This window comes from Pseudomonas tritici (assembly GCF_014268275.3).
Lineage (GTDB): Bacteria > Pseudomonadota > Gammaproteobacteria > Pseudomonadales > Pseudomonadaceae > Aquipseudomonas > Aquipseudomonas tritici.
The window spans coordinates 4362262-4384344 of record NZ_CP077084.1; the positions used below are offsets into that span (position 1 = coordinate 4362262).

18 protein-coding genes and 3 pseudogenes are annotated in these 22083 nt (G+C 59.9%); 9 read left to right on the forward strand and 12 right to left on the reverse strand.

Annotated elements, in window-relative coordinates; genetic code table 11:
• Positions 1-6: 6 nt before the first annotated feature.
• Positions 7-125, reverse strand: a pseudogene (locus HU722_RS29375) (magnesium chelatase subunit ChlI family protein); the annotation flags it as partial.
• Between the two features lie 343 nt (positions 126-468).
• Between HU722_RS29375 and HU722_RS19785 the strand changes: the two are divergent.
• Together HU722_RS19785 and HU722_RS19790 are read left to right on the forward strand one after the other, a co-directional pair.
• The gene (locus HU722_RS19785) at positions 469-723 is read left to right on the forward strand and encodes a hypothetical protein (RefSeq protein ID WP_065874201.1); all 255 of its coding nucleotides are present in this window, start codon (positions 469-471) and stop codon (positions 721-723) included.
• A gap of 57 nt (positions 724-780) precedes the next feature.
• Positions 781-1302, forward strand: coding sequence for a hypothetical protein (locus tag HU722_RS19790; protein WP_065874202.1), 522 nt, complete (start codon positions 781-783; stop codon positions 1300-1302).
• 199 nt (positions 1303-1501) lie between these two features.
• On the opposite strand, the gene HU722_RS19795 is transcribed toward HU722_RS19790, so the two are convergent.
• Positions 1502-2110, reverse strand: coding sequence for a LysE family translocator (locus HU722_RS19795; protein ID WP_065874239.1), 609 nt, complete (start codon positions 2108-2110; stop codon positions 1502-1504).
• Positions 2111-2222: 112 nt separating this feature from the next.
• On the opposite strand from HU722_RS19795, the gene HU722_RS19800 reads away from it, so the two are divergent.
• Positions 2223-3086 (forward strand): LysR family transcriptional regulator, encoded by an 864-nt coding sequence (locus HU722_RS19800; RefSeq protein ID WP_065874203.1) that lies wholly within the window; start codon positions 2223-2225, stop codon positions 3084-3086.
• 156 nt (positions 3087-3242) lie between these two features.
• On the opposite strand, the gene HU722_RS19805 is transcribed toward HU722_RS19800, so the two are convergent.
• Both HU722_RS19805 and HU722_RS19810 read right to left on the reverse strand, forming a co-directional pair.
• Positions 3243-3977: a BPL-N domain-containing protein gene (locus HU722_RS19805; protein ID WP_065890395.1), complete on the reverse strand. Its 735-nt coding sequence runs from the start codon at positions 3975-3977 to the stop codon at positions 3243-3245.
• A gap of 315 nt (positions 3978-4292) precedes the next feature.
• Positions 4293-4919 carry a glutathione S-transferase family protein gene (locus HU722_RS19810; RefSeq protein WP_065890397.1) on the reverse strand — a complete coding sequence of 209 codons (627 nt, stop codon included), beginning with the start codon at positions 4917-4919 and terminating at the stop codon, positions 4293-4295.
• A 163-nt stretch (positions 4920-5082) separates the two neighbouring features.
• Here HU722_RS19810 and HU722_RS19815 point away from each other — a divergent pair.
• Positions 5083-5217 (forward strand): annotated as a pseudogene (locus HU722_RS19815) (DUF4442 domain-containing protein); the annotation flags it as partial.
• 38 nt (positions 5218-5255) lie between these two features.
• Here the strand turns inward: HU722_RS19815 and HU722_RS19820 are convergent.
• The 4 genes from HU722_RS19820 to HU722_RS19835 all read right to left on the reverse strand — a co-directional run bounded on the left by HU722_RS19820 (position 5256) and on the right by HU722_RS19835 (position 11125).
• Positions 5256-6983 carry an OPT family oligopeptide transporter gene (locus tag HU722_RS19820; protein WP_065874209.1) on the reverse strand — a complete coding sequence of 576 codons (1728 nt, stop codon included), beginning with the start codon at positions 6981-6983 and terminating at the stop codon, positions 5256-5258.
• A gap of 237 nt (positions 6984-7220) precedes the next feature.
• The gene (locus HU722_RS19825) at positions 7221-9278 is read right to left on the reverse strand and encodes a methyl-accepting chemotaxis protein (RefSeq protein ID WP_065874210.1); all 2058 of its coding nucleotides are present in this window, start codon (positions 9276-9278) and stop codon (positions 7221-7223) included.
• A gap of 435 nt (positions 9279-9713) precedes the next feature.
• Positions 9714-10409, reverse strand: a complete 696-nt coding sequence (locus HU722_RS19830) for a tRNA (adenine(22)-N(1))-methyltransferase (RefSeq protein ID WP_065890403.1) — start codon at positions 10407-10409, stop codon at positions 9714-9716.
• Entirely contained in the window at positions 10406-11125 is a 720-nt protein-coding gene (locus HU722_RS19835; protein ID WP_065880850.1) for a FadR/GntR family transcriptional regulator, read from the reverse strand. Before HU722_RS19835 ends, HU722_RS19830 begins: the two co-directional genes overlap by 4 nt.
• A 339-nt stretch (positions 11126-11464) precedes the next feature.
• On the opposite strand from HU722_RS19835, the gene HU722_RS19840 reads away from it, so the two are divergent.
• Both HU722_RS19840 and gudD read left to right on the forward strand, forming a co-directional pair.
• Positions 11465-12820, forward strand: coding sequence for an MFS transporter (locus HU722_RS19840; RefSeq protein ID WP_065890405.1), 1356 nt, complete (start codon positions 11465-11467; stop codon positions 12818-12820).
• 19 nt (positions 12821-12839) lie between these two features.
• Entirely contained in the window at positions 12840-14165 is a 1326-nt protein-coding gene (gene gudD, locus HU722_RS19845) for a glucarate dehydratase (RefSeq protein WP_065874217.1), read from the forward strand.
• A gap of 145 nt (positions 14166-14310) precedes the next feature.
• Here gudD and HU722_RS29090 read toward each other — a convergent pair.
• Together HU722_RS29090 and HU722_RS19850 are read right to left on the reverse strand one after the other, a co-directional pair.
• A pseudogene (locus tag HU722_RS29090) lies at positions 14311-14472 on the reverse strand (helix-turn-helix domain-containing transcriptional regulator); the annotation flags it as partial.
• Between the two features lie 60 nt (positions 14473-14532).
• Entirely contained in the window at positions 14533-15456 is a 924-nt protein-coding gene (locus HU722_RS19850) for an ABC transporter substrate-binding protein (RefSeq protein WP_065874218.1), read from the reverse strand.
• A gap of 240 nt (positions 15457-15696) precedes the next feature.
• On the opposite strand from HU722_RS19850, the gene HU722_RS19855 reads away from it, so the two are divergent.
• Both HU722_RS19855 and HU722_RS19860 read left to right on the forward strand, forming a co-directional pair.
• Entirely contained in the window at positions 15697-16938 is a 1242-nt protein-coding gene (locus HU722_RS19855) for an acyl-CoA dehydrogenase family protein (RefSeq protein ID WP_065890407.1), read from the forward strand.
• Between the two features lie 149 nt (positions 16939-17087).
• Entirely contained in the window at positions 17088-17399 is a 312-nt protein-coding gene (locus HU722_RS19860; RefSeq protein WP_065874220.1) for a hypothetical protein, read from the forward strand.
• A 137-nt stretch (positions 17400-17536) separates the two neighbouring features.
• Here the strand turns inward: HU722_RS19860 and msrA are convergent, their stop codons facing one another.
• Positions 17537-18043 carry a peptide-methionine (S)-S-oxide reductase MsrA gene (gene msrA, locus HU722_RS19865; protein WP_065874221.1) on the reverse strand — a complete coding sequence of 169 codons (507 nt, stop codon included), beginning with the start codon at positions 18041-18043 and terminating at the stop codon, positions 17537-17539.
• A 270-nt stretch (positions 18044-18313) separates the two neighbouring features.
• On the opposite strand from msrA, the gene HU722_RS29035 reads away from it, so the two are divergent.
• The gene (locus tag HU722_RS29035) at positions 18314-20335 is read left to right on the forward strand and encodes an FIST N-terminal domain-containing protein (protein ID WP_065891044.1); all 2022 of its coding nucleotides are present in this window, start codon (positions 18314-18316) and stop codon (positions 20333-20335) included.
• A gap of 91 nt (positions 20336-20426) precedes the next feature.
• Here HU722_RS29035 and HU722_RS19875 read toward each other — a convergent pair whose 3' ends face one another.
• Entirely contained in the window at positions 20427-21782 is a 1356-nt protein-coding gene (locus HU722_RS19875) for a hypothetical protein (protein ID WP_139114575.1), read from the reverse strand.
• Positions 21783-22083: the final 301 nt, after the last annotated feature.

A 22083-nucleotide genomic window follows, 5' to 3' on the forward strand; every position in this document is an offset into this window, starting at 1 on the left:
GGGCTGGAGCATTGTTGGCCGATATTGCAGCCCCTCGGCCCTGTGTTCGCGTCTGATCCCGTCGGCTTGTTCAAGGTCCACCAGCGAGCGCGCGACCTTGAGCGGCGATGGGCTGCTCGCAACGATTCGGTCACTGTCCGCAGTTGGCCGAATCCTGCCAGCGCTAATAGTCCCATCAAAGCGATTGCACCCGATGAAATCCTGGAGAGAACTCTGCATCCCAACACGCGGTATCCTCGGCATTAGGTATTCTCCGCTGCGTGAAACAAGATCCTGGCCTGCGACGAACGACCGCCCGTAACAGCCCTTCGAGCAATCTTAAAAGCAGTGCATACGGAGACCTGCATGTTGATCGGCCATCGCTTCGAGCGCACCGCGCTGATCCGTGAGTAGAAACCAGAACACATGCGCACCCATCCCCACACGTTTACACTGGCGCTTTTACCCGAATCATCAGGGAAGAAATCGATGCCTACCGATCCGCTATGCCTGGTCTTCGTGCCCGCCCTCGTGGTCTTGCTCACCGCCGCCGAGAACAAAAAGGGCCTGCCGCTTACGGAGCTTGAGGTGTGTAATATCCGCGACCAAGCCACCTGTGTTGCGCTCACCTTCAGCACCGCGTTGGAGATGGAAGAACAGCGCGGTTATCCGGATATCGTTGCCGAAGACTGCTGGAATGAGTGGCAACGGGTGCGCCTCGATATTCAAACAAGCCCCCTCTAAAGCGTCGCCGCGACCGAAACGGCGCGACTCGCGCCCTCTACGAATGGAATCGATACCATGAACAAAACCTTCTTATTGATGCTGCTATCAATCCCACTCTTTTCCGGATGCTCTACGGTCACAGGGCTTAAGTCCTATACCACCGCGTATAACGAACCACAGCCCGCCACGTCCAGCAGGCTAAGGGTCATCACTGATCAAACCGTCAGGCTGGTTCCCAACAGCCAATGCATTGACTGGCACTTACCCGACTCAGGAATAGTCAATTCAAGGTCCTTGGCGCCGTTGAACAATCACAAATTCAACGACAGGAGCCTTGGCATTCCAGGGGGCGGCGGCGTGCAAAATAGCGCCGAAGTTTATGTAAGCCCGAACATACCGATCACCCTGGTGTATGCAGGTGCTACGCGGAAATATCAGTGCGTCACCGGTCTCTATTTTGTGCCTGAGCCCGGCGCAGACTATGAATCCAGTTCAGAGCCGTGCGGGATTTGGATCAGCAAAATCGTCAAGAACGGCACAACGGGAGCTGTAAGCCGTGAACCTGTTACCAGCTACACCGCGAAGGCATGCCGTTAGTGATCGCCGCGTAGTTTCCAAAATCAGAAGCCGCCATCGGCATGGAGCGGCCTCTTGAAAATCGAGACTGGGGAATGGGCGCTCTCTTATGATTTTTACTAAGGCTTCGCGAGCGCTCAGTGACTGACTATCTAGGCCTGAAAGCTGTTTGCGAAGACCGCAAAAAATAACGCGGGGGCCCTCGCAAGCGAGCTTACGTTCAGCTATGAATGGGTAATGCCAACCCAAACAGTACAAAAAAACCGCCGCAGATTTTATTGAACCGCCGCCCGGTTCGCGCCAACCACGGCCGGACCCGGTGCGCTGCGCTGGCCACCATGTATTCAACGAAAAACTCCACGACGGCGTAGGTCAGCGCGATGGCGGCCGTCTGCGCGATGAGGCTCCTGTGCGGGTCCAGGAACGGTGGAATAAACGCGGTGAACAGCAGCAATGCCTTGGGGTTTGATAGGGCCGATACCAGCCCTTGGCGGAACAGCGACCAGCGTCGCAGGCCTGTTTTACCGGGTGTATCAAGGCTGACGGGGGCTGAGCGCCATAGGCCGAACCCCAACCAGATCAGATAGAGCCCGCCGGCAATCTTCAACGCCATGAACCAGGTGGCCGAGGCCTGGATCAGTGCCCCCAGGCCCACCGCGCACAGTGTCAGCACCAAGGCAAAACCAAGCACGCCACCGCTGATGGTGAACAGTGTTCTGCGGCTGCCGTGGATCGCGCCATGGGTCAGTGCCAATAGCGCGTTCGGGCCTGGCACTACGGCAATGCCGCAGCAGGTAATCAGGTAGAGCAACCAGGTCTCGAATGGCATGATCAGGTCCGCAATGGCTGGGTTCAAGCCAGCATCTTGCGAATGAACTCGCTCCGTTAAAAGCGCATAATTCACGTCACAGTCATTCGATTAACGAATAAAGGTACGTGCAATGTCCTCCAGCGATTTGCAGATCGATTGGCTCAAGTGCTTTGTGGCGGTGGTGGACGCCGGTTCGCTGTCGGGCGCGGCCCATGAGGTGAACCGATCGCAGTCCGCCGTGAGCATGCAGATGAAGAAACTCGAGGCCGCGCTGGGACGCTCCCTGTTGAACCGAGGCCCGCGGCACCTGCAACTCACGGATGACGGCCAGACGCTGCTGAGCTACGCCCGTCGAATGCTGGCGCTTCACGCCGAGACTCAGGCGGCTTTTCATGGTGAAGCGTTGACTGGCCGCATCCGGCTGGGTGTCGCGGAGGATTACGCGGCAAGGTACCTCACGCCGGTTCTGAAACGTTTTGCACCGCGTTACGCGGGGGTGGACATAGAACTGACCTGTGAACAGTCGACCGCACTGATCCCACGCTTGCGCAACGGCGACCTTGATCTGGCGCTGGTGTCCAGGGACTCGCCGCACAGCGGCACCTTTTTGTTCAAGGAGCCGATGGTGTGGGTGGGGTCGCCCCAGTTCGAGTTGTGGCGGCGCGACCCGGTGCCTATCGCCGTCTACGAAAGCGAGAGCCTGGCGCGACGGTATGCGGTGAATTCACTGGCGCAGCAGGGTCGCCAATTCAAGGTGGTGTACAACAGCTCCAGCTTGGCGGGCCAAGTGGCTGCCGTTGAAGGCGGACTCGCGATTGCCGCGATTACGCAGTGCACTGTGCAGCCGTCACTTCAGGTCTTGAGTAGCGAGCACGGCTTGGGGAATATCGAACCGATGGAGGTTTCGATTCTACGTAGCCGAGCGTCTCGTGGGTCCAAGGCGGTTAATAGTCTGCATGCGTTTATCATCAGTGCGCTTAGAGTTCAGGCGTAGGTTCTGGTAGACGGCCGTCAAAAAGGAGGTTCAGATCCTAATAGCGGGCTGGGGAGCGGGAGCGATACAGACGCTGCGGTTTACTGGGGGACCGAAGTGATACCTTCGTAACCCAGCGCGGGGCAAGCCCGCTCACTACAGAGGACGGCGTGGGCTTCAGAAGCTGCGTATCAACGAGCCGAACAGATCGCCTCGGGGCATTTTGCTCAACGGGATCTCGGCATTCTCGAACCATTCGCGCCCGGCCTCGGGATGCGGTCCGCTCAGCACGACCACGCCCTTCTCATAGGTATACCGGGCCGCCGCCACGTCGCCGTTGCGGTAGGTCGCAATGACCTCGTAGGGCGCGGCCGTATGGGCGCTGGGGAAGTAAGGGCCGTCCTGGTAGAAAACATGGTCGGCATTGCCCTCCCACGTGACCTGCACGGCGGCGTCGGCGATGCCGGACACTTCAAAGCCGGGGCGGCCAGCTTCGGAGTCGAGGTCCAGGGGGATCAGGCCAAGGTTGCCGTCATCCGCCAGGTAGGCCCCCATGCACAAACCCAGGTAACGCCCACCGCCGGCGACGTAGCCACGGATGGCATCGATGCGCGCATCACCCAGGCTGCGGAGCGCGCCGGGAATATCCTGACCACCGCCGGGTTGCACATAGAGGTCATAGCGCGCCAGGGTTTGCGGTGTGATATCGACCTGCTCATCGGCACCGACAAAGTCGATGTGATAACTGGGGTTGAGGCGGTGCAGGGCCTTTGCCACGTTTTCAGAGCAGTCATCGCAGCCTGCCGGGCCACGGTAGATGGCGACATGGGTGATGGGCGTCGCAGCCTCGGCCGGTGGCGCCAGCAAAAAGGCAAATGCAAACAATGTGGCGACGAGGGCGTGCTGATTCATGGCTGGGGGCTCTTATGGATACCCATAGCCTATAGCGGTCGCGTCATCCAATCCGTAAACAGTTGTAAACAATGTTCAGCGGAGGATAACGCGCAGCCGTGCCCTTCAAGCGAGCGGCCGCTATTCCTCTTCTGAAGCCTGGGACCAAAGGGTTCGTTGCAACAGCGATAAAGCTATTTTTTTACTGCCATCAGCACGTCAAACAGCAACTGTGCCACTGGCGATAGCGACGGTGTTGCTGGTCGGGATGATTGACCGAGACCTCTGGGCCGGACCACGTCGATGATAGACGTGGCCTGCCTCGTTTATTTCAATTTACTTGGCAAACGCATACTCCCCGCCCTGCTCCACCGCTTTGCGATAAGCAGGCCGCGCCTGGAATTTTTTCACCCACGCGGTCAGGTTCGGGTAGGCCTGCAACTTGCCCTGGGCCCCGGCAACTTCGCCGATAAAGCTCATCTGGATATCCGCGCCGCTCAATTCATTGCCGACCAGATAAGGCGTCTGCCCCAGCACGTCGTTCAAATAACCCAAATAATTGGCCACTTCCGATTCGATACGCGGGTGCAACGGCGCGCCTGCGTCGCCGAGGCGGCCGACATAGAGGTTGAGCATCAACGGCAGCATGGCCGAGCCTTCGGCGAAGTGCAGCCATTGCACGTAGCTGTCGTAGGTGGCGCTGGCCGGATCCGGTTGCAGGCGGCCCTGGCCGTGGTGGCGGATCAGGTAGTCAATGATGGCGGCAGATTCGATCAGTACCTGGCCACCGTCTTCGATTACCGGGGATTTGCCCAGCGGATGGATGGCCTTGAGCTCAGGCGGCGCGAGGTTGGTTTTGGGGTCGCGCTGGTAGCGCTTGATTTCGTAGGGCAGGCCGAGTTCTTCGAGCAGCCACAGGATGCGTTGCGAGCGTGAGTTATTGAGGTGGTGGACGATGATCATTGAATGCTCCGCTGGGCGACAGGGTGTCTTGGAAACAGACTACGCCAGCGCCCGGGAGTGCCGACAATTATATTTCTGGGTGTCGAGGTGGCGTGTGGCTGTGCGGGCCGTTGGCCACGGCAAAACGGCTCTGGAACACAAAGCGCGCCCACTCGGGTTGCGCATCCACGCACTGGCGGATGGCAGCGGCGTTGATTGGTCAACCGCTGGGGACAAGATCGTGCCGGTGGATATTTTCGATGAGGGCGACGTAAAGGTGTTCACCGCGAAGATCACCATGAATGTGAAGATCGCCTGAGGCCATGGCGGCAGGCTCGGCCTTTGTCGAGCCACACGTCAGTTCACCATCGACCACAGTGAAGCTCCCACGCCGGTGATGCTCTCCCCCGCAATCAGGCCGGCGGCGACGGTGATCGCAAAGCGCTCGGTGAGGCTCGGCCAGCGGCAGCTCACCAGCCAGGTCAGTATGGCGCCCAGGGCCATCATCAGCGAAACCGAGGCCGGCAGTACAAAGGCCAGGCCCAGGGCGGCCGCACTCGGGAGGAAACGGGCGCGATGGGCAGGCAACGTGCTGTCCAGCACACCGAGCACCACGCCGACCAAGCCGCCAATGACAATCGCCCAGCGGATGCTGGTGGACAGTGAACCCAGCCCATGGGTGAGGGTTTGCGCCACGGCTTTCCAGGTGGCGACCGCCGGTGCAGGCCATTCTTCGGTGAGCAGCATGGTCTGTGGATCAGGGATCAACGCCAGGTAGGCGAATACGCCGACGATGCTGCCGATGAAAATCCCCAGGATCTGCGCGATCACTTGCTTATGCGGCGTGGCGCCAATGGCCTTGCCCACCTTGAAATCATTCATCAAGTCCGTGCATTGCCCGGCCGAACCGCCGGCTGTGTTGGCGCTCATCAGGTTGATCGGCACCTGCCCCGGCGCGATGATGCCGAAGCTCAGTTGGGAGAGTTGCCCGATAGCGCCGATAGGAGGAATGCCCGTTGCGCCCACCACGCGCGCGGCGACGGCGGCCAGGCAGATCGCCAGGGGGATAGTGAGCAATGCCATGCCCAGATGGATGCCGAACAGCAGCGCCTGCAGGCTCACCACCAGCGCAATCGCCAGCGCAAAACCAGCGGCCGGACCTGGCTTGGGTACCGTCCAGGTCGAACCGCCGCTGGACCGCGTTGACCTGTACAACGCCCACAAACGAATCGCCAGCGACGCCAGGGTGGAACACACCATCAGGCTCACACCGGGCCACAACAACCACTCCACCAACGCGGCGAACTGCGGCCCACTGCTGCCCGCAGGCAAGGCCACCAGGTGTTGAGCCAACAGCCACGGGCCCAGGCCGCCCCAGGCGATCAGCGCACCGAGCAACAGGGTCAGGCCCACGCGAATACCAATAATGCCGCCGAAGCCCACCAGCAACAGCGAAGGGTCGGCGGTGAAGGTCAGACGCTCCAGCTGTACGCTCGGCGACCAGCGCGGGAAGGCCCACGCAAAGGTGTCCACCCACTTGACCAGCCCGGAGAGCAACGCGGCGCTGAGTAACACCTTCAAGCGCGTAGCGGCTTCACGACCGTGGTTGTAGATGTGCAGCAGGGTTTCCAGAGTGGCCATGCCTTCGGGGAATTTCAGCGCCTTGTCATTGAGCAGTGAGGGCCGTAGATACCAGGCGATCCAGATGCCCAGGAAACTCACCGAGAACACCCAGGCGATCATCGGGACGGCGTCCAACTGGTTGCCCGTCAGCAATGTGTAGGCCGGGATCGGCGCCACCAATCCACCGGAAATGATCGAAGCGGCGGCCGATGCGACGGTCTGGTTGATGTTGCTTTCGTGCAAGGTCCACGGCAGGTGGTCGGTGGAACGCTTGGCCACGCCCTGAAAGATGGCGTAGCCGATCAACAGCGCGATGATCGACATGTTGAACGACCAGCCGATCTTCAGCCCGGCATACACGTTAGAAGGCGTCAACAAGATGCCGAGCACGCTGCCGATGATAACGGCGCGCAGGCTGAGTTCTCGGGTAACGGGGCCGTGCGGGAAGGTCGTTGCAGGCATGCGGATTCCTTTCGGCAGGGGAACAGGGCGACTTAGTAAGTGAGCGCTGTAGCGGCCGAAGGTTCAGGTGGAGGGCCTGATTGGCTACCGAAAACACCGGAAATCAAATGTGTGCGGGCTTGCTCGCGAATGCGGTTTATCAGTCACCAGATGGATTGACTGATCCACCGCATTCGCGAGCAAGCCCGCTCCCACAGGGGGGGTTGCGTCAGCCTGTAAAAATGATGGGGTATCAGCTCAGCCCAGGCGAAACCGCGCGGTGTTGTCGCTCAGCGCCTGGCTGCCCTTGCTCAGGGTGTCGGCCGCTCGGTTGACTGCCCTTGCGCCGTCGAGCAAGCGCCCGGCGGCCTGGTCAACCTGCTGGATATTGCCGCTCACTTCATCCGCCGTCGTGGCCTGCTCCTCCACTGCCGTGGCGATTTGCGCCAAGGTGTCAGTAACGTTCTGCACCGCACCGGCAATCTCGCCCAATCGAACGCCAAGCCCGGTGACCGATTGCGCATCCGTCAGCGCTTGTTCGCAGGCGACGCCCATCAGCGTGACTGCCTGACTGACCGTCGCGCGCAAGCTGTCGACAGTGCCGGCGATCTGTGCGGTCGAGGCCTGGGTGCGCTGTGACAGACTGCGCACTTCATCAGCGACCACGGCAAACCCCCGGCCCTGCTCGCCGGCACGGGCGGCTTCGATGGCGGCGTTAAGTGCCAGCAGATTGGTCTGTTCGGCGATGCCCCGAATGGTATCGACCACCGATTGAATCTGCTGGCCCTGCTGGTTGACTTGCTCCAGCGCATTGGCGGTGTCAGTCAGGCGTTGATTGAGCTGCTGGATGCTGGCCGTGGTGCGTTGGCTGTCGCGACTACTGTCCTCGGCAATGCGCCGGGTTTGTTGGGCGCTGCTCGAGGCTTGTTCGCAACTGCGGGCAACGCCCATGGAGGTGGCGGCCAATTGGGTAGCAGCGGCGGCAATCTGGCTGATCTGGTGTTGCTGGTCTTCGACCTCGTTAAGGGTACTGCCCGATTGCGCGTTGAGGGTCTGTACCGCCGAGCCAAGCTGCTGGGTTTCGTGATTGACGCCTAGCAGACTGGTGCGCAATTGCACCACTGCAACGTTCAAGGCCGCGCTGATCGCGGCGAGTTCGTCGCGCCCCTCAACGGCCACTTCCACACACAGATTGCCGTCGCGCAAGGATTCGGCCAGGGTGGTGATGCCACTGGCGCTACGGCGAATCGAGGCCTGCAGGCAAATGAACAGATACAACGCTGCCAACGCCAGCAGGCTGAAGGTCGCCGCCACCGGGATAAACTGCTGGATGGAACGCGTGTGGTAATGGCCCAAGCGCGCATCCAGCGAGGTCAGCGACTGCTTACGCAGTGCGGCCAAACCGTCGAGCATGCCGTCGACACCGGTTTCGAAGGCCGCCGTATCGAGCTTGATGGTGCCTCCGAACACGCCGTCGTCGAGCACTTTGAGTTCGTTGTCCAGCCGTTGCAGGCTGTTGTCGTACTGCGTGGTCCAGGGCTCCAGACCCGCGTATTGCTTGGCTCTAAGGGAGGCGGCGGCCTTGACCAACTGGTCCCGCGCATCGCCGATGCGGCTCCGCAAGTCACGCATCTGCAAACGGCTTTGCAGGGTGAACTGCCCCGAGGCGATGGATGACTGACCCACACTGGCCATGCGGCCGATCCGCTCAATCAGGTCAGGCGTGTGCTGGGTGGAAATCTGCATCAACAGGTAGGTCTCCAACCACGGGTCGAGGATCAAGCCGGCATCCTGGGTGATCTGCTCGCGCAGGGTTTGCATCGCGGTCAGGGCCGAGGTGAAACGGTCGTAGCCGTCCGGCCACCAGCCCACGGTGCGCAGGGATTGGGAATCCATGCCCTTGACCGTGGCCTGCAACGCTTCGAAGCGGGCCAGGATATCGGCGCTGGCGTTCTGCGATTTAAGTGAATCGCCCAACGCTTGCAGGCTTTGCAGGATCACGGGGAAATTCGCGTCCACCTTGTCCATCGCCGCCTTCGCTGCCGGCGTCGGAGCGTGCAGGATGTCTGCCGCTTTCCACCGCGCGGCCAGGTTGCGCTGGGCCGTCAATTGGCCATCCAACGAGTCCAAGGCTAGTAATTGCCGAACGCCGGACTGCTCGCTCGAGATCACGGTTAATTTGTCGCGATAGTCCGAGCCAATCATCCATAGGCTACCCGCCAGGGGCAGCATAAACAGGAAGAACAGGATCTGGAACTTGCGCGCAAAGCCGAAACGACCCAGCAGGCGGATACCCGGTGATAAAAGGCTGTGCATGTCCGACCACTCTCCAAAAACGACCCACGCGGTGCACCGCTGGGTGAAGCCTTGAAATGACTAACGGCAAAATGCCATGTCATTGATTGGGAAGGCACAAGCAAAAAATGGGCCTGTGGAGGAACGCCCCGAAATAGGCGGGCTCGCACCAAATAAACAACGAGAAACGCACGAAAATGGGGCAGAAACACTCATCCCAGAGCTGCTCCTGTAACTAATGGCGCAAATTCCCCAAACAACACCATCCCCTGTAGGAGCTGGCTTGCCTGCGAAAGCGGCGTACCCGACACACATGCGCCAACTGACCCACCGCCATCGCAGGCAAGCCAGCTCCCACATTTTTGACCTCACTCCGCCCCTCAACCCCGCGACCTCCCGGCTGAAAGGTTTGATCGTAAAGTGTGCCCCAGGTCATCAGGTTTGAATAAAGGCGTATCAAACCAGTAGCGCAGCGATCCACCTGGCCTGCTGGGAAATCTCCTGCCGCGTCTCTTCAGGCACCGCCTGCCGCGCGCGCTCAAGGCTGGCCAGGGTCTTTTGCTTTTGATGCAAGATGCGCTGCCACTTGGCCAGGAACGCCGGACTGCGCGCCTGCATCTGCAGCGGGCCGAAGTACAGCTGTTCGGCGCTATAAGCCACCGGCCCAGCGCGCTCGGCGACAATGATTTCGTAGAAGAAGCGGTTCTCCCACAGCAGCTCTTCACTGAGGATGGAATAACCGTTATCCATCAGCCATTGACGCAAGGGTTGCTCGCCGCCGTTGGGTTGCAGGATCAGCCGTTCCTGGCCGCTCAGGTAAGGTTTGCCGTTTTCGAGAATGTCGCGAATCGTCTCGCCACCCATACCGCAAACGCTGATCGCGGTGATGCCGTCGCGGGGTTCGATGGCGGCCAAGCCATCGGCCAGGCGCACCGTAATCTGCTGCTCCAGGCCATTGTCACGCACGGTGCGCTGCGCCGCATGGAATGGCGTAGCAGCCACCTCCCCCGCTACCGCCGCCACAATCAAGCCACGGCGCATCAACGCCACCGGCAAATAGCCGTGGTCGGAGCCAATATCGGCCAGGCGCGCGCCAGTAGGTACGTTCGCCCCCACGCGCTCCAGGCGCATGGATAACGTGTGTTCGTTCATCGGCCCTGCTCCCCCGAAAAACGGTCCCGACTGTTGGTCAAGTGCAGCACCATGGCGGCGCGTGCGGCGTCCGGGTCCCGGCGTTTGATCGCGTTGAAGATCGCCTCGTGCTCCAGGTTCGCCAGTTGCCCCAATTGGGCAAAGTCGGCACCGCCACGCTCGTCCCCCTTGAGCTGGGTGCGCGGGATCATCGCGTTCCCCAAATGCAGCATGATCTCGGTAAAAAACGTGTTGCCGGTGGCCTCGGCGATCAGTTGGTGAAAGCGTTTGTCTTCTTCCACGCAATTGTCGTTGTTCGCCAGGGACGCCTGGTAATCGTCAAGCGCCTGGCGCATGTGGGCCAATTGAGCGTCGGTTCGACGCACCGCTGCCAGCGCTACGGCCTGTACCTCCAGGCCCAGACGCAACTCGAGCATATTGCGCACGCTGGCCACCGTGTCCACATGCAGGCGCAAACCCTGCTGGGCGTGGAGCGCCAATACAAAGGTGCCGATGCCGTGACGGGTTTCCACCAGGCCAGACGCCTGCAGCTTCGAGAGCGCTTCGCGCACGACGGTTCGGCTCACGCCATGCTCAAGCACGATGGTGGATTCCGATGGCAGTTTCTCACCGGGCTTCAATTGGCCAAGCAGGATGCGCTGGGTCAGCGCATCGACCACGCCTTGGGCGAGGTTGGTGGAGCGTCTACGGAGGGGGGGTCCACTTTCAATGGGCATTGCTACAAGTCCACGGGGTTGAGCTGGAGGGAGCTTAACACCCCACCCGGAGAGGGGCTCAGGTTGATTCAAAAAACCCTCAACTTGTATGACAACCAATCATAGCATTCACATTGCTCACTCGAGCCATTGCGACTAATCCAGACAACCCGACCGCTCAAAAAACCGCATAAAACCCAACAAAACCTTTACAAATAACCAAAACACCTGATCTACGCAGGGCGTTAGAAGAACAAAAACACCGACCAACGCATTGCGATCTCAAGAAACCTACTTGTATGATGTCTATCAACAAGACACGCAAACCCGCATAAAAATAATCAGGGGGAGTTTTGAATTGTGAACAATTCAAGCCATGCATCTGCCGCACCAGAAAGTGATCCAGTCCTCGCGCGCGCCGTGAGCAAAGTGAAGGGCCACGTGCTCCCACTGTTCGTGATCATGTTCATCCTCAACTACATCGACCGGGTCAATATCGGCTTTGTGCGCACGCACATGGAGCATGACCTGGGCATTGGCGCCGCAGCCTATGGCTTTGGCGCCGGCCTGTTCTTCATCGGCTACGCCCTCTTCGAAGTGCCCTCCAACATGCTGCTGCAAAAGGTCGGGGCGCGAATCTGGCTGACCCGCATCATGTTCACCTGGGGCATCGTCGCGACGATGATGGCGTTCATCCAGAACGAAACCCACTTCTACATCCTGCGTTTCCTGCTGGGCGTGGCCGAAGCCGGCTTCTTCCCTGGGGTGATCTACTACTTCACCCGCTGGCTGCCCGGCGTGGAGCGTGGTAAAGCCATCGCGATTTTCCTCAGCGGCTCGGCGGTCGCCTCACTGATTTCCGGCCCCCTCTCAGGCGCACTGTTGCAGATCGAAGGGTTTGGCTTCCACGGCTGGCAGTGGATGTTTGCCATTGAAGGCCTGGCCTCGGTGGCGCTGGGGTTCTTTGTGTGGTTCTGGCTGGACTCCAAACCCCACGACGCCAAATGGATGACCCGCGAAGAACAGGACGCATTGGTCAATGCCATCGACAGGGAACAGCGCGAACGTGAGGCCCTCACCACCGTCAAACCGACCATCGGCAAGTTGCTGAAAGACCGCCAGATCCTGCTGTTTTGCGCGCTGTATTTCTGCATCCAACTGACGATCTACGCGGCGACATTCTGGCTACCGAGCATCATCAAGAAGATGGGCGACTTGAGTGATATACAGGTCGGCTTCTTCAACTCGATCCCGTGGCTGATCTCGATCATTGCCATGTACGCCTTCGCCTCGCTGTCGGGCAAGTTCAAGTTCCAGCAAGCCTGGGTCGCTGCGGCGCTATTGATTGCCGCAGCGGGCATGTTCATGTCCACCACCGGCGGGCCGATCTTTGCCTTTGTGGCGATCTGTTTTGCGGCCATCGGCTTCAAGTCGGCGTCGTCGCTGTTCTGGCCTATCCCCCAGGGCTACCTGGATGTGCGCATCGCCGCCGCGGTGATCGCGCTGATCAACTCGATCGGCAACCTGGGCGGCTTCGTAGCACCGACCACCTTTGGCTTTCTGGAACAGACCACCGGTTCGATCCAGGGCGGCCTCTATGGCCTGGCCGGCACCTCAGTGCTCGCTGCGATCCTGGTGTTTTTTGCCAAGACGTCGCCCTCAGCCGCGCTGGCGCCAACTGTGCCTACGGGCGCCGCCCTCAGCAAACCTCTTTGAGCCCATTTAGGAACTTGCCATGAACACTCCCGTTATTACTCACTTCCAGGTCATCCCCGTCGCCGGCCACGACAGCATGCTGCTCAACCTCAGCGGCGCCCATGGGCCTTACTTCACGCGCAATATCGTCATTCTCAAAGACAGCTCCGGCAACACCGGCGTGGGCGAAGTACCCGGTGGCGAGCGCATCCGCGAAACCCTGGAAGACGCCCGCAGCCTGGTGATCGGCCAACCCATTGGCCAGTACCAGCGCGTGCTCAACCAGATGCGCAGCACCTTTGCTTCCCGCGACGCTGCCGGGCGCGGCCAGCAGACGTTTGACCTGCGCATTACGATCCACGCCGTCACCGCCATGGAAGCCGCGCTGCTCGACCTGCTGGGTCAATTCCTCGACGTCCCGGTGGCCGCCTTGCTCGGCGAAGGGCAGCAGCGCGATGCCGTGAAAATGCTCGGTTACCTGTTCTACGTCGGCGACCGCAGCGCTACCAACCTCGCTTACCGCAACGAGGCCGACAGCGACGATGAATGGTTCCGCCTGCGCCACGAAAAAGCCCTGACGGCCGACGCCGTAGTGCGCCTCGCTGAAGCCGCCAAAGCCAAATACGGCTTCAACGACTTCAAGCTCAAAGGCGGCGTGCTCAGTGGCGATGCCGAAATCGAAGCCGTCACCGCCCTGGCCGAACGCTTCCCGGATGCCCGCATCACCCTCGACCCAAATGGCGCCTGGTCATTGAAAGAAGCCATCCGCCTGTGCCGCGACCAGCACCACGTGCTCGCCTATGCCGAAGACCCCTGCGGTGCCGAAAACGGCTACTCGGGCCGCGAAGTCATGGCCGAATTCCGTCGGGCCACCGGGCTGAAAACCGCCACGAATATGATCGCCACCGACTGGCGCGAAATGGGCCACGCCATCCAGCTGCAATCCGTCGATATTCCTCTTGCCGATCCACACTTCTGGACAATGCAGGGCTCAGTACGCGTCGCGCAAATGTGCCATGAATGGGGCCTGACTTGGGGCTCGCACTCCAACAACCACTTCGATATTTCCCTGGCGATGTTCACCCAGGTCGCCGCCGCCGCGCCGGGCGACATTACCGCCATCGACACCCACTGGATCTGGCAGGACGGTCAACGCCTGACCAAGGCGCCACTGAAAATCGAAGGCGGCTACGTGAAAGTGCCGAGCAAGCCAGGCCTGGGTGTGGAGATCGATATGGACGCCGTGGCCAAGGCCCATGACGTGTACAAAGGCATGGGCCTCGGGGCCCGGGATGACAGCGTGGCGATGCAATTCCTGATTCCGGGATGGCGCTTCAACAACAAGCAGCCGTGCCTGGTGCGGTAAGGCAAAAACACGCAAACAACTGTAGGAGCTGGCTTGCCTGCGATGGCGGACTGTCAGCCGGTACACCTTTAGCTGATCCACCGCGATCGCAGGCAAGCCAGCTCCCACACTCGAACTGCTTCGTGCTTAAGTGCGCGTTTTCGTACTAAGGTTTGCGGACGACTGCCGGTGTTTTTTGGATCGCAATCGGCTGCACAGTCAGCTCAACCCCTAACGCCATCATCAGCTTCTGAATCGTCTCATAGCGCGTTTTTGATCCGCCCTTCAGCGTTTTGTAAAGACTCTCGCGATTAACCCCCGCCGCCTCTACGGATTCTTTGTTTCAGGAAGGCTGGGGACACCTACTCCAGACTCGGCACTCCGCGTTTTAAAGCACCCGATCAAACAACGGCGCCACGTCATACCGCTGCTTCAACATCTGCGCATCCACCAAAAAATCCGCCGTGGCCTGGGCCTCGCTGACGATCGTCGGCGAGATCGGCAGCACCTGGATCGCATCGCGCTTGAACCACACTTTGGCGATGTCCGGCGCCGACTGGTTGGCCTTGGACCACGCCTCGGCGTACTCATCAACGTGCGTGCTGCTCCACGCCCGAGCGCGGGTGAGGCGCGCAATGAAGTCTTTGATGATCGCGCTTTTTTGCGCCAGGGCCGGCTCGTACGCCACGATGTAGGTCGGCGCGCTCATCAGGCCCTTGGCATTGCGGATCAAGGTGCTGCCCTCTTTTTCCTGCAACGACACGTAGGGTTCCCAGGTACCGAAGGCGTCGATGTCACCCTGGGTCAGCGCCAGGCTCGCCTCTGCCGGCAACAGGTACTTGAAGTTGACGCTGCTGCGCGGCACACCCGCCTCATCCAGCGCCTTGTACGCCAGTTGTTGGCTCCACGAACCATTCCAGATAGCGACGGTCTTGCCTTTAAGGTCGGCCACCGACTTAATCCCCTTGCGCGCCACGATGCCCACGCCGTCGAGGCTGGTCTGGGTGCTGGCGACCACTTTGACCGGCGCGCCATTGGCGGCCAGGCTGATCACCGGGGTATCGCCGACGATGCCTACATCCAGCGCGCCACTCGCCACGGCAGAGGCCACCGGGGAGCCGGTATTGAAGCGCTTGAAATCGATGGTGTAGGGCAAGTCTTTCAGCTCGCCCGACAACTCCAGCACGATGCGGTTGGAGAAGAACTGGTCGCCCACGGTGAGGGTCAGCGGTCCGGCTGCCCCTGCCGATTGGCCATAACATGCAAGAGAGGCCAAGCCCAGCAAGGACAGCAGTGTGCGACGGTTGATCATAAGAAATCCCACAGGAATAGATGGCTGTTGAACCATCTGTGGGCATGCAGTCTGGTCGTTTGCCGTAGAAACTATCGCAATAAAAGCCCGACGCTTAATACTGTTGGGCACTATCGATAGAACCGTCTCACAGCTCGCTAGCTAATTTTCGTATTAAAAACTTCGCCACCCTTGGGTTAGGGTGACGTCACCAGACCACTGGACCCCAGCACCTGAACCACTTTCAGCAAGGTCCATTGCATGCCAATTCCCGCTTTGAATATCTGGGGCACACCGCCCACTGCCCGCTACGAACAACTGGTCGCGCCGTTTCGGCCGCTCTTCGCGCAGATTCTCGCCCAGGCAGCCGTGGCTGATCAGACCCGCGGCAGCCTCGCCACAGTGATCCAGCAACTGAACGCATTGGGCTTGCCGCGCTGGCGCCTGCCAGCCAGCTATGGCGGCCAGGATGCAACGCTGGTCGAGCTGCTGGCGCTGCTCACGGAATTATCCGCCGCCGACTCCAACATCACACAAGCCCTGCGCGGGCACTTCGGTTTTTGCGAAGACGTGCTCAGCGCCAAGGACCACGACTGGCGCGCCAAATGGCTGGACCGCCTCGGCCAGGGCGCCCTGCTGTCCCCGGGCAGCACCGAAGTCGGCAACCAGACGCGCGGTGATTTCGAAACCCGCCTACACCGTGACGAAGCAGGCGCGTTGCGCATCACCGGCAAAAAGTTCTACACCACCGGCGCGCTCTACAGCGACTTGATCAACACCATCGCCACCGGCGAAGACGGCACGATCTACAGCGTGGTCGTCGACCTGAAAGCCCCCGGCGTGCAGATCGTCGACGACTGGAACGGCTTCGGCCAACGCCTCACCGCCAGCGGCACCTGCCTCTTCGATAACGCGCCCGTGGTGGACGACGATGTGCGCCCCACTCAACAGCGTTTTGGCCATGGGCAATCGTTCTTCCAGCTCTACCACCTCAGCACCCTCGCCGGCATCGCCCGCCGCGCGGCCCTCAGTGGCGCCGAAGAGCTGAGCAGACGCGCCCGAACCTTCACCACCGGCAATGCCGACACGGCAGGCCAGGATGTGCAACTGCTGCAAGTGATCGGCGAAGTCGCCAGCCAGGCCTACGCCGCGCGAGCCATCGCCCAGCAGGCCGCGCAGCGCCTGGAGCACACGGCGCAGTACGTGATCGCCCACGATCAGCCGTTGCACGATGACGACCCGCACGTCGCATTGGCGGAGCTGGAAGTGTGCCTGGCCGTGAACCCGGTGGTGGATGCGACGCTGGCAGCAACCACCGCACTGTTCGATGCCCTGGGCGCCAGTGCCACCGCCAGCAACAAGGCGCTGGACCGCCTGTGGCGCAACGCGCGAACCCTGGCAAACCACAACCCGCGCGTGTACAAGTCGCGGATTGTGGGCAATTACCTGGTCAATGGAATCCTGCCACCTGCGCAATGGCGTGTAGGCGTAGCAAAGGGATAGCAACGGTCACCAAGCCTGTGGCGAGGGAGCTTGCTCCCGCTGGGACTGCGCAGCAGTCCTCCAGGCACAAACGCAAATCCGAGAGGCTGTAGTACAGGAGGGTTTACCGTAGAATGCGCCCCCTTGAACAACCTCAAAGGAATGAACCTGTGTCAACGAACAGCACCATCACCTGCCCGCACTGCATGAACAACGTCCCATGGGGCGCCCGCGTATGTCGCGGCTGCCATGCAGAAATCTCCTACGGCACCCCTCTCGCAAGCGTGATCTTTTTTATCGTGCTCTCAGTCGGGGCAAGCTGGTATGTCACCAAGCTGGCCCACGACCATCTGTTTACCAACGCCACGCTGTTGTGGTGCGTATTTGCAGCCGTGCTGACTCCCTGCGCCATTCTTTCCAGAAAAGCCTGCAAGCGCCTGTATGACGGCAAAACCGAGTTTCGACGCCATTACCGCAAGTGATTCGTCGTTTATCTACAGGTGAAAGCATCGCGCCAGCACTGCTGGCGTGAGACGCAAGGAACAGTCAATAATTTCACTGGGAGATGAATCACGACCACGCGATTTAAGGCCTAATCATCTTCCTCTGCCGCCCCCTCTCAACCCCGCTTCGGCAGCTTCCAATTCGGCCGCACGAAGTGGCAGGTATACCCATTCGGTATCCGCTCCAGATAATCCTGATGCTCAGGCTCCGCCTCCCAAAATGGCCCCGCCGGCTCAATTTCAGTCACCACACGCCCCGGCCATAACTTAGAAGCATCAACGTCTGCTGCCGTATCTTCGGCAATGTCCCTTTGCTGTTCGCTCAGGTAATAAATCGCCGAACGATAGCTGGGCCCAAGGTCATTCCCCTGCCGATTAGGCGTGCTCGGGTCATGTATCTGGAAAAAGAACTCAAGAATCTGCCGGTAAGTGATTACAGCCGGGTCAAAGACGATCTCAATCGCTTCGGCGTGGTTACCGTGGTTGCGATAAGTAGCATTCGGCACATCACCGCCGGTATAGCCGACACGGGTGTGCAGCACGCCGGGATAGCGTCGGAGCAGGTCTTGCATGCCCCAGAAGCAGCCGCCGGCGAGGATGGCGGTTTCGGTTTGGTTGGTCATGGTCTGCCCCTTGTGTTCAATGGATACAGGGTAGTTATGGGGTTGTATTGACCAATACCAAGGTTGAGCGGCAGATTGTCCCGGATTTAAACCACTACTCTCTAAGGTCACGCACTAATTGCAGGACCCGCGGCTTCACATAGTTCTCACTGCCAAGTGCGGCCATCCGTCGCCCCCCCCCAACCTCCCCTCCTGTCCTCCCCCCACCCGCCGATAACCTTACTAACCGCATGCCTACACCCTGCGCCCCCTCCCGATCGAGCCCCCACCATGAACCCACTCGCCCTTCTCAAAAAAGCCCGGCCCGACCGTCAAGGCACCACCACGCTCACCTGCACAGCCAGCGAACTGGAGCCGTCCTTAGCCCTCCTGCGCATCAGCCCTACGCTCATCACCGGCTTCATCTCCCCGCACCTGGACATCGACCCAATCGCCGCCAAGCTCAAACGGCGCTTTCCCCAAAGCACCATCAGCCTGTGCACCACGTCCGGCGAGTTGTGCAACGCAGCCAATTCGCTCTACTGCGCCACTGGCGAACGCTGGGACCGGATTGTGTTGCAGCTGTTCGACGACAGCGTGATCGCTTGCGCCGAGGTGGTGATGGTGCCGTTGGAGTGTGAGGACATTCGCAGTGGCGGCAAGCGCCTGGGGATGCAGGAGCGGATTGCCAAGTTGGTGAGCAATATCAAGCGGGTGCAGGTGCGTACGCAGATCGATCATCGCGATACCTTGGCTTACGTGGTGTTCGACGGGCTGTCGGCGTCGGAGTCGTTTTTCATGGAGGCACTGTATGAGTCCGGGCGTTTTCCGTGTTTATTCGTGGGCGGGTCGGCCGGGGGCAAGTCGGACTTCCAGAAGACGCTGATCCACGACGGCCAGCGCAGTTATCAGAACCATGCGCAGATTGTGTTCCTGAAGACGGCAGCCCAGGTGCGGTTTGGCGTGTTCAAGAGCCAGAATTTCAAGCCGGCGGATTTGACCTTCAGCGTGCTGACCGCGTCGGTAGAGGACCGCACGATTGACCAGGTGATCGACAGCAGCGGCAACATCAAGAGCATGGTGCAAGCGCTGTGCGATGCGTTCAACTGCACGCCCCAGGCGCTGGAATCGAAACTGGCGGACTACTCGTTTGCCATCCGCGTGGGCAGTGAATTGTTCGTGCGCTCCATCGCGCGCATCGACTATGAGCAGCAGATCGTGCAGCTGTTTTGCGACGTGGCGCCCGGTGAAGAGTTGGTGATGGTGCGGCGTACGCCGTTGCGTGAGGCAACGCGTTTGGACTACGAGCAATTTTTGCGCGGCAAGGGTGGCCAGCCGGTGGCGGGTATCCTAAATGACTGCATTTTGCGCCGGCTGAACAACGGCGCCGAACTGGGCAGCATGGCCGGCACGTTTGGGGATGTGCCGCTGGCGGGGTTTTCGACCTTTGGTGAAATCCTGGGGCTGAACCTGAACCAGACGCTGACGGCGATTTTCTTCTTTCGGGTGGCCAAAGGCGCCAGTTTCAATGACGAGTACGTCGACAATTTCATCGCCCATTACGGCGAGTTCAAGGCGTTTTTCCTGCGCCGGCAGGTGAAGAAACTGGCGGGATTGAACCATGTGGTGGTCAAGCAGATTAACGCGTTCAAGAACAAAGACTTTACCGACACCCTGAATACCCGTGGGCTGGACCGCAATATCCTGCCGGTGTTCGAAGGCCTGGCAGACTTGGGCCAAGTGTTGGCGCAAGCCGAGCGGCAGCAGGAGGACATTGCTTCGCAGCTCAAGCATTACTCGGGTGAGTTGCATGCGTCGATGGATGATTTGGTGGGCACCATTGATCGGCAGAACAGCGTGTCTGCCCAGGCTGGAGCGACGGTGGAGGGGCTGTCGAACCAGGCAGATGTCGCAGTGGAAGGCGCACGCACCCTGGCGGGTTCAAGTTTGCGTATCCAGTCGATTGTGCAGGTGATCCAGCAAATCGCCGGGCAGACCAACCTGCTGGCGCTCAACGCCGCCATCGAGGCGGCGCGCGCGGGCGACCTGGGCCGGGGCTTTGCAGTGGTGGCGGACGAAGTGCGCAAACTGGCAGAGATCACGCGTAAGAATGCGGCGGAGATTGGTGTGGATATCGATCTGCTGTCGAGCGAGATCCAGCGTGTTGCCCAGCAGATTGAGGACCAGTCCACTGGGGTGGGCGCGCTGCGCGAAATGCTCGATGCACTGGAGGCGTCAAGCCGTGCGACTGAGGGGACAGCGCAACGCACGAAGACCATTGCGGATACGTTGACGGGGCTTACGCACGCGTAGGCTTTAACGGGGAGGCGCGGGTGCCTGAGGCGGCTGGGCTGCAATGCGCATCAGCAAAATGCGCTTGCAGTGCCTGGCAGACAGTCGCGCTTCAGGGTTTGAAGTTTTTCATCAGTTTGAACAGATGGCCGGGCCAGATCCATCGTGTTGTTGGCTGCTCGCGGGTGTCTGCGAGAGCGTCGAGCAGGGTGTTGTTGGGCGCTTCGCCGGCAGGAATATTCAAGGGCGAACGCTGTTGCACTTGATCGCTTAGAGGATCACTGGGCTTGTACAGCCTACCGGTGGACTTATCCATCAAATAGCCATCGGTCTTGCCGTGCTCGGTGAGGTGCCAGACACCATTCACGGTTTCGGTAAGTGCTTTGAAAGACGGGAGCCTTATGTTTTTGTCCGTGGTTTGAACGACATGGTCTTCGCGCTTGGCTCTTTTGAAGGTGGCGAACTCGCTGCCCAGTGGAGGTTGATCAGCGCCTTCACTGGAGAATTTTTTTACCATCCGCTCCAGGAAGGGTATGCCCCCAATATTGGAGAACGTTCCCTGGCTCGGACTCAGGATATATCGTAAAAAGCCTTGGTCGAGACGGGTGCTGTTGATCGCCGAACCCTCCAGGATTCCTGAAGCGCTTGTGGCGTCCTCTGGCTTGTAGTCGAACGTCACCTGGAACCCGTCCCAGTTATAGCGAACGTTGCTCCCCGCGAGTTGAAGGCCGTCACTGTAATGACGGTAGGTGCCGAGTTCTATGGCCACTCGATCTACGAAATACAGGTCCGCACCTTCCGCTTTTGCATAGGCGTACATATCCGAGATCAAGGCACGGTCATCACGGTTGAGGAAGTCGGCGTGGTTTTGAGTGCCGTTGTAGATAGTGGCAGGTGGCTTGGCGACGGGGGGTTCATTGCCGTTGTACAAGCGCGAAATCATGAGGTCGCGGCCGTTAACGGAAGCTGGGGCCGACTGGGTGGCGACCTTGGGCGCCGTTGATACCAGCGCTTCCCACGCTGCACGTCGTTCATTGACGGTGAAGGAGCCATCGTCATCCCCGGCAATCAGGCTGAGCTGATTGCGCGCGAGTTCTTTAAACGGGTTGCTGTCCGTACCGTTGACGAAACCAGTGGCTTGCCGCGCCCGTGCCAGGAGCTCCGGGTTTTCGGTGCTGGGCGTTTCCGTATCGTGCTGGGCTTTATTGGCGAGGTAATTGTCACCCATTATCGAATGGAGTGGGTTGGCGCTCATCTGGCCGGCCCGGGTTTCAGCCCGGGTTGCGGCTTCGCTCAGTTGACGAGCCAGGATTGAGACCGTGCTGCTAGTAACGTCACGGATCGTAGCTGAAGCCACAGCCGTCTTATCGTTAGCGTGTGGAACCGTAGACAACGGCGCGGCACTGACGGAACTACTTGTTGTCATGCGCCCGTAGGATGCGGATGCCTGAGGTTGAACAGTGATCATGGATGTTCTCCCAGCCCAGGAGGAAACCGAAGCTACCCGGCATTAAATATACGTTGGTTATCTATTTAAAAATAAACACGAAAGCCACTTAATCCCAAGCAGTTTCCATTTAGTTAGTACCTGTATTTAAATGCCACTGAGTCTGCACCCGAAGGCCGAGTGTAGCGGGGCGTCCCCCCGTATACATCATGATAGATTCTGACACGTGAGCCATTACCGAAAGATTGAACATTGAAGTCCGATAGTATTCCAGAAGAGTTTGGAAGAATTTTCCTGCAGTCCTCTTGAGAACTGAAGGGGC

Bases quoted from the DNA above. Each gene is read 5' to 3' on its own strand.
- HU722_RS19785 (WP_065874201.1), top strand. From the start codon at position 469: ATGCCTACCGATCCGCTATGCCTGGTCTTCGTGCCCGCCCTCGTGGTC.
- HU722_RS19790 (WP_065874202.1), top strand. From the start codon at position 781: ATGAACAAAACCTTCTTATTGATGCTGCTATCAATCCCACTCTTTTCC.
- HU722_RS19795 (WP_065874239.1), bottom strand. From the start codon at position 2,110: ATGCCATTCGAGACCTGGTTGCTCTACCTGATTACCTGCTGCGGCATT.
- HU722_RS19800 (WP_065874203.1), top strand. From the start codon at position 2,223: ATGTCCTCCAGCGATTTGCAGATCGATTGGCTCAAGTGCTTTGTGGCG.
- HU722_RS19805 (WP_065890395.1), bottom strand. From the start codon at position 3,977: ATGAATCAGCACGCCCTCGTCGCCACATTGTTTGCATTTGCCTTTTTG.
- HU722_RS19810 (WP_065890397.1), bottom strand. From the start codon at position 4,919: ATGATCATCGTCCACCACCTCAATAACTCACGCTCGCAACGCATCCTG.
- HU722_RS19820 (WP_065874209.1), bottom strand. From the start codon at position 6,983: ATGCCTGCAACGACCTTCCCGCACGGCCCCGTTACCCGAGAACTCAGC.
- HU722_RS19825 (WP_065874210.1), bottom strand. From the start codon at position 9,278: ATGCACAGCCTTTTATCACCGGGTATCCGCCTGCTGGGTCGTTTCGGC.
- HU722_RS19830 (WP_065890403.1), bottom strand. From the start codon at position 10,409: ATGAACGAACACACGTTATCCATGCGCCTGGAGCGCGTGGGGGCGAAC.
- HU722_RS19835 (WP_065880850.1), bottom strand. From the start codon at position 11,125: ATGCCCATTGAAAGTGGACCCCCCCTCCGTAGACGCTCCACCAACCTC.
- gudD (WP_065874217.1), top strand. From the start codon at position 12,840: ATGAACACTCCCGTTATTACTCACTTCCAGGTCATCCCCGTCGCCGGC.
- HU722_RS19850 (WP_065874218.1), bottom strand. From the start codon at position 15,456: ATGATCAACCGTCGCACACTGCTGTCCTTGCTGGGCTTGGCCTCTCTT.
- HU722_RS19855 (WP_065890407.1), top strand. From the start codon at position 15,697: ATGCCAATTCCCGCTTTGAATATCTGGGGCACACCGCCCACTGCCCGC.
- msrA (WP_065874221.1), bottom strand. From the start codon at position 18,043: ATGACCAACCAAACCGAAACCGCCATCCTCGCCGGCGGCTGCTTCTGG.
- HU722_RS29035 (WP_065891044.1), top strand. From the start codon at position 18,314: ATGAACCCACTCGCCCTTCTCAAAAAAGCCCGGCCCGACCGTCAAGGC.
- HU722_RS19875 (WP_139114575.1), bottom strand. From the start codon at position 21,782: ATGATCACTGTTCAACCTCAGGCATCCGCATCCTACGGGCGCATGACA.